The 6,771-nt window shown below is 71.6% G+C and carries 5 protein-coding genes and 2 tRNA genes; 2 read left to right on the top strand and 5 right to left on the bottom strand.

Features of this window, described 5'->3' with window-relative positions; genetic code table 11:
- Positions 1–72 precede the first annotated feature (72 nt).
- Positions 73–146: transfer RNA gene (locus tag ABZZ74_RS21095), tRNA-Lys, on the top strand.
- A gap of 300 nt (positions 147–446) precedes the next feature.
- On the opposite strand, the gene ABZZ74_RS21100 is transcribed toward ABZZ74_RS21095, so the two are convergent.
- From ABZZ74_RS21100 to ABZZ74_RS21120, 5 genes are all read right to left on the bottom strand, one after another.
- Positions 447–2,066, bottom strand: a complete 1,620-nt coding sequence (locus ABZZ74_RS21100; RefSeq protein WP_356767034.1) for a long-chain-fatty-acid--CoA ligase — start codon at positions 2,064–2,066, stop codon at positions 447–449.
- A 56-nt stretch (positions 2,067–2,122) separates the two neighbouring features.
- Complete coding sequence (locus ABZZ74_RS21105) at positions 2,123–2,584, bottom strand: DUF3592 domain-containing protein (protein WP_356767036.1); 462 nt, start codon at positions 2,582–2,584, stop codon at positions 2,123–2,125.
- Between the two features lie 88 nt (positions 2,585–2,672).
- The gene (locus tag ABZZ74_RS21110) at positions 2,673–3,278 is read right to left on the bottom strand and encodes a lytic polysaccharide monooxygenase (RefSeq protein ID WP_208785925.1); all 606 of its coding nucleotides are present in this window, start codon (positions 3,276–3,278) and stop codon (positions 2,673–2,675) included.
- A gap of 146 nt (positions 3,279–3,424) precedes the next feature.
- Positions 3,425–4,537, bottom strand: coding sequence for an SPFH domain-containing protein (locus ABZZ74_RS21115; protein ID WP_356767038.1), 1,113 nt, complete (start codon positions 4,535–4,537; stop codon positions 3,425–3,427).
- Positions 4,538–4,647: 110 nt separating this feature from the next.
- The gene (locus tag ABZZ74_RS21120; protein WP_356767040.1) at positions 4,648–6,093 is read right to left on the bottom strand and encodes a peptidoglycan-binding protein; all 1,446 of its coding nucleotides are present in this window, start codon (positions 6,091–6,093) and stop codon (positions 4,648–4,650) included.
- A 174-nt stretch (positions 6,094–6,267) separates the two neighbouring features.
- On the opposite strand from ABZZ74_RS21120, the gene ABZZ74_RS21125 reads away from it, so the two are divergent.
- Positions 6,268–6,341: transfer RNA gene (locus ABZZ74_RS21125), tRNA-Lys, on the top strand.
- Positions 6,342–6,771 lie beyond the last annotated feature (430 nt).

Here is a 6,771-nt window from a genome sequence, read left to right on the forward strand (position 1 = left end):
CCCCTCGGGACCAGGTAGTATTTTCTTCGTCGTCACCGGTGGGAAACACTTCGAGCCGGTGACGAGAGTCATGCGCCGCTAGCTCAGTTGGTTAGAGCAGCTGACTCTTAATCAGCGGGTCCGGGGTTCGAGTCCCTGGCGGCGCACAGTGGGTGAAGGTCCTTCGCAGACGCGGGGGGCCTTCGCCATTGAGGCGGGGACACCAAAGCAGCGGCTGGGGGTCCGGGGGTTATCCCCCGGGAAATGCAGCATCAGCGGGTCCGGGGTTCGAGTCCCTGGCGGCGCACAGTGGGTGAAGGTCCTTCGCAGACGCGGGGGGCCTTCGCCATTGAGGCGGGGACACCAAAGCAGCGGCTGGGGTTCCGGGGGTTATCCCCCGGGAAATGCAGCATCAGCGGGTCCGGGGTTCGAGTCCCTGGCGGCGCACGGTTTCGATGGCAACCCCATCAGGAAGGGCCTCTCGTGGGAGCGAGGGGCCCTCTCGCGTCCTCCGGGGTCAGTGGGCGGTAGCTCCGCTCCCCCGGTGACCGCCACCACACCGGGTCGCCGCAGCGGACCCCCTCCTTCCGTAGCCGTGCCCGGTGGATCTTGTTGGTGGCCGTGACCGGCATCCGCTGCACCACCCGCACGAACCGGGGCGCCATCTTCGTGCCGAGGTCGGGCTGCGCGGCCAGGAACTCGGCGAACCCGGCCGGCTCGAAGGACCCCGCGATCGTCGCCATCACCTGGTCCCCGGTCACCGGATCGGGCACCGCGTACACGGCGACGGCGTCCGCGCCCGGGTACCGGGCGAGGATGTTCTCGATCATCGCGGCGGCCAGGTTCTCCCCGTCGACGCGGATCCGGTCGTCCGCGCGCCCGGCGAAGTAGAGATAGCCGTCGGTGTCCCGGTAGAAGAGGTCACCGGTCCAGTACGCACCGTCCCGCCGCCGCTCGGCCTCCGCGCCCGGGTTGCGCCAGTACCCCTCGAAGGGGTTCGACGCCCGGTTGACCAGCTCCCCTATCGCCTCGTCCCCGTTCAGCAGCCGCCCCGCCCCGTCGAACACGGCAGGCGCCCGTTCCCGCCCCGTCTCCGGATCGAGTACGACGAGACCGGGCGCCGCCTTCCCCACCGCCCCGGCCGGCGTCCCCGGCGACCACTGGATCGCCGCCCCGCCCTCCGAGGAGCCGTACCCCTCCACCAGCCGCACCCCGAACCGCCGCCGGAAAGCCGCCGCGTCCACCGCCCCCGCCTCGGTGCCGAAGCCGAGCCGCAGCGGGTTGTCGGCGTCGTCGGCACGCTCCTCGGTGGCCAGGATGTACTGCACGGCCCGGCCCACATAGGTGAAGTACGTCGCCCCGAACCTCCGTACGTCCGTCAGGAACCCGGACGCCGAGAACCGCCGCCTGAGCGCCACCCCGGCCCCGGCCGCCAGCGCGGGCGCCCAGTCGGCGATCACCGCGTTGCCGTGGAACATCGGCATGCAGACGTAGTGCACGTCCTCGCGCCGCACCCCGAACTGCCCGACCAGCGAGGCCCCGGCGGCGGCCAGCCGGCCCTGACTGCAGATCGCCGCCTTCGGGGCGCCCGTCGAACCCGAGGTGAAGTACAGCAGCAGACGGTCGTCGGGCGTGGCCCGGGAGACGTCCGGCACGGCACCCGCATAGGGCGCGAGCAGGTCGGCGTACTCCGCGGTGTCGGTCAACAGCAGGCGTACTCCGGGGAGTTCGAGGTCCCTGAGGAGCGGCAGGTGGGTGTGGCTCGTGACCAGGAGGCGGCACTCGGTGTGCAGGATGTCCCGGGCCAGCTCGGCGCCGCGGCGGGTGGGGTTGATCCCGGCGACGGCCGCTCCCGCGAGGGCCGCCGCGCTCAACCACAGCGGATATTCGGGGGTGTTGTCGAGCAGCACGCCCACATGCGGCTCCGCGCCGGGCGGCAGGAGGTCGGCCAGCAGGGCCGCCCGGGCGGCGGCACCGGCGGCCACCTCGTGATGGGTGAGCACCTGATCCTCGAACCACAGCCCCGGACGGTGGTCGCCCCACCGCCCGACCACCAGCTCCGCGACCGTGCGCCTCCTGGAGTCCATGGAGCCGCACGGTAATTGACGGATCGTCAGATGTGGAGCGTCATGACAAGACTTCGCTAGGGCAGTACGCCGTCCATGATGGAGAAGCCCGCGTGCACTGAAACCATGAACATGACACAGAAGCCGATGAACACACCGAAGAAGGCCAGCAGACAGCCCTGTTCCGCCACGAGCCGCCCGGGCGCCGGCGGCTTCGCCGTGGCCCGCTCCGGACGCTCGGCCGCGTAACGCACCATGACGACGTCACCGGTGACGGTCGTGCTCGGCCCGTTGCTCTCCTCGAAGCGGACGGGACGACCCTCGCGAGTCGTGAACTCGTAGACGTGGTGCAGTGTCGTGCTCACGGAGGTCTCACCGCCCCCGCTGGTCGTGGTGTAGGTGTTCAGGCACCGCGCCTCGGCGGTGAGCCCGCTGTTCCAGGCGCTGCTGATGTGCCGGGCGCGGCGGAGCAGTGCGACCAGGGCGGTGAGCGCGAAGGCGATCATGAGCCCGGGCACGAGATAGAAGAACGCTTCCATGGCATCCCCCGAGGTCGTACGCCGACCCCGTTCGGCCGGCGTGGGAGGAACCTACCCACGCCGGCCGGGCCACGGACTCAAGAGAACCTCAGAACGTGACGTCCGAGCAGGCGTAGAACGCGTTGCCCGTGTCCGCGATCGTCCAGACGGCGACGATCACATGGTGACCGCTGAGCCCGGACGGCAGGGTGCCGCTGTGGGAGAGCGTGGCCGGGGGGCGCTGACCGTTGTAGGGGACGGTGAGGAAGGGGGTGGTGTTGAGGTCGGAGCGGGCCAGGTTGTGGTTCTGGTTCCAGCCCTGCCGGGTGACGTAGTACTTGAAGTCGGTCGTGGCGTGCATGGCCGTGAACTGCCAGCGGAAGGTGTAGCTCTGACCGCCCGTCACCCTGGTGGTGGGCCAGGCGCCGCCGGACGGGGTCTTCGGCTTGTCGAGCTGGGAGAAGCGGGCGTTGCCGCCGGAACAGATCGAACCGTCGGCGGGCCCCGCGGCCGGGAAGCCCTTGGGACCCTCGACGCTCTGCGGCTCGTACTGGATGTCGCCGCAGTTCGTCACCGTGCCGTTGGCGCAGAGCTTCTGCCTGCTGATGGGGAGGTCGGTGTAGCCGTGGCTGCTCGCGCTGCCGGCCGAGAGCACGAAGGCCCCGGCCGTGGTGAGCCCGAGCGCGGCGGCGTACCACTTGGTCTTTCCGCGCATGCTGCCGCTCCTGGAGACGTGGGGGAAGTTCCGTGAGACGTGCAGGTCTAGACCAAGCCCCAGATTATTGCCGTACCTTGAGCATGTCCATACCAATGCTGGGTGGGGTTACGGCCCATAGCGGCTGCCGTCGTCCGGCGGACCGGTCACGGCCCCTGGTCCCCGCGCCCCGCGCAGAACGCCACCGTGAGGTCCTTCACCAGGGCCTTGCGTTCGTAGTCGTCCAGCTCCACCAGCCCCCGCACGGTCAGCCGGGTCACCGTGTCCTCCACCGAGTCGACGACCGACGCGAGCATGCCGGCCCGCTGCTGGGCGTCCAGCGCGGCGATCCGGCGGCGGTTCATCGCGGCGGCGACCTCGGGCGCGTACTCGGTGCGCACCGGCCGGACGGAGAACACCTCGAGCCCGACCGGTGCCGCGTCCGCCGCGACCAGCCGGGTCAGCGTGTCCCCGGCCGCCTCGGCCGAGCCCCGCGTGCCGCCCGGCAGCTCCACCGGCACCCGCGCCAGCCCCGCCTCCACGCACTCGCGCAGATAGGTCTCGTGGTCCTCGACGCCCAGCACCGCCCGCGCGGTGTCCCGCACCCGCCACACCACCAGCACGGCCACCCTGAGCGCGACCCCGTTCCCGTCGGCCGCCGGGATCGGCTCGCTCCGCCAATGCCGCAGCCGTACATCCACCCGGCGGCGCAGCAGCAGCGGGTTGACCCACATCAGCCCGGTACGCCGGACCGTCCCCCGGTACCGCCCGAACAGACCGAGCACCCAGGCCCGCCCGGTCCGCCCCCGGGCGAGCCCACCGAAACCGAACAGCCCGAGAGCACCGGCCCCCGCGTAGGCGGCCCACTCGACGGGCCCGAGCCCCGCCCCCGCGTGCGCCGGAAGCCGCAGCGCCTCCATCGCGAGCGGCGGCACGACCCCCGCCCACCAGGAGGTCACCGCGCACCCGGCCACCCCGCACGCCCCGGCGAGCAGCCCCACCACCCCGGGCAGCACCCTCGCCCGCCGCTCGACCAGTTCGGGGTCGACCTGGACCGCGGGACGAGCCTTCGTCGGAAGGGGGCGTCGCAGGCGCGGCTGCTCGCCGGTGCCCTGCCGACGGCCGACGACCGCCGGTCGGGCCGGGACCGGCGCCGGGTCGGGGTCGTCGCGGAAGAGCAGATGGACGGGGATCTCCATGGTCGACTCGTTCTGGATGAGCCGGCCGGGTCTGGCCGGTCCCTCGGACTCGGGTGTCTGTGAAGTGGTCGTCGTGCTCATGCGTGCCTCCAGCCTCCGCGCCAGATGCGTCATGACAGTGGGTTGGTTCGATCGGTTGCCCTCGAGGGGAAGCGGCTGCGCCCCGAGAAGAACCCGTTGCCCTACGGGACTTACGAGAAGAGCCGCCGCCAGGTCTCCGGCCCCGGATAGCCGTCCGCCGCGCCGCCCCGCCAGCCCTGGGCGCGCTGGAAGGCCTCGACGTTACGGCGGTCCGCCTCGCCCCAGCGCGGACCGGGACCGGTCGTGTAGTACTTGCTGAACCCTTTCTTCACCAGCTGCCGGCCGAGCTGGGTGACGTACTTGTTGTCCGCCCCGGGCCGGAACATCCCGCGCCCGGGATAGCCGGGCACTCCGTGGGAGGCGGGCGCGCCGGGTGCGCCGGCCGCCCCGCCGGTCACCGTCCCGCCGCCCGTGACCCCACCGGTCGCCGTGCCACCCGTGGCGATGCCGCCCGTGGCCGCCGGGATGTCCTTGCCCTTGCCGGTCACCAGCATGTCCCAGGTCTGCGGTCCCGGCAGTCCGTCGGCGTCCGCGCCCGTCCAGCCCTGGGCCAGCTGGAAGGCGACGGTGGCCCGCAGATCCGCCTCCGACCAGCGCGGCCCCGGACCGGTGGCGTAGAACCGGGCGCCGCCGCGCGCCACGAGCATCTGCCCCAGCCGGGTGACGTAGGGGTTGTCCGAGCCCGGCCCGAAGAACGCGGCCCCGGGAAACGCGGTGGCACTTCCCCCGGCGGCCGGCGCACTCGGGGTGCTGGGCCTGCTCGGCGTACTGGGCGTGCTCGGTGTGCTGGGCGTAGTGGGTGTGCTCTGCGTCGGGCCCGCCGCGTCCGCCCCCAGCCCCTTGTACCGGTAGGGCACGTACTGGTCCGAGTGGCTCCAGTAGGCGTACGGCGTGGCCTGGCGGCGGGCGCCCGGGGGAGTCTCCTCGTAGGCGATGTAGTAGGTGTGGGTGTAGTCCGTCCAGCCGCCGAAAATGACGACGTGCGAGCCTTTCTCGGGGTTGGCGGGATTGTGGAACAGCAGAATGTCGCCGGGCTGCAGATCCTCCTTGGAAATGCGCACCCCGTACTTGTCGAGGCTGCCGGTCCATTCGTTCCCGGGCAGTCCCCAGGCCATGGAGACGAAGCCGGAGCAGTCCTGCCGGTAACCGTCCGTCCAGTAGTCGTCCATGCTGTACGGCACCTCGGCCGCGACCCAGGTCTTGGCCCGGTTGATGATCTCCGTACGGGTGGTGGTGGGCACCCCTACGGCGCTCTGCGGGCGCGCGGGCCTGCCCCCCGGGCCGTGCAAGGGGGCCTTGCTCCCCTGCGGGGTCTGGGGTTCGTCACCTGCGGGGACGCCGGGACCAGGGGGTACGTGTTCAGCCGCGACCGCCGGTGCCGCGTGCCCGGCGCCGAGGGCGGCGGAGGCGGCGGCGACGATCACGAAGGGGCGGGCTGCCGGATGCCGGGCCGTCCGCGCCGACGTCGAGTGCCGCAGGGCCGCGCGCCGGTGGGCGCATCCGGGGCAGTCGCAGTCGCTCGCGGGATCGAATTCCTCGAATACCGGAGTCTCCATGCGATTCCCCTCACACCCGGGACGGAAATGACCGCGTTCATGCACATCGATCAGTTTCCCAACTGTCTTCCGGACGCGCATTCTGACGGTCCGAATGACGTACGGCCCCGCCCGCGCCCGACCGGGGTGGTCTGGAGCACCCTCCGGGGTCCGGTAGAGTTACGACGTCAGCAGGCGCCGCTAGCTCAGTTGGTTAGAGCAGCTGACTCTTAATCAGCGGGTCCGGGGTTCGAGTCCCTGGCGGCGCACAGACAGGGAAGGCCCCTCGCAGACGCGGGGGGCCTTCGCCAATGAGGCGGGTCCTCACCAGTAGCCCATTCTCACCCGGGCAGCAGGAACGGCTGGGGGTCCGGGGGTTATCCCCCGCGGCAATGCAGCATCAGCGGGTCCGGGGTTCGAGTCCCTGGCGGCGCACAGACAGGGAAGGCCCCTCGCAGACGCGGGGGGCCTTCGCCAATGAGGCGGGCCCTCGCCAGTACCCGATTCTCACCCGGGCAGCAGGAACGGCTGGGGGTCCGGGGGTTATCCCCCGGGGCAATGCAGCATCAGCGGGTCCGGGGTTCGAGTCCCTGGCGGCGCACGATGTCGATGGCGAGGCATGTTCGCGGAAAGCGCGAACCGCCTCGCCATCGTCGTTTTACGCGCGGCGTGGGCCCGGCCGGGGGGGGGGGCGCCCCC

Source organism: Streptomyces sp. NPDC006476 (genome assembly GCF_040612015.1).
Lineage (GTDB): Bacteria > Actinomycetota > Actinomycetes > Streptomycetales > Streptomycetaceae > Streptomyces > Streptomyces griseorubiginosus_B.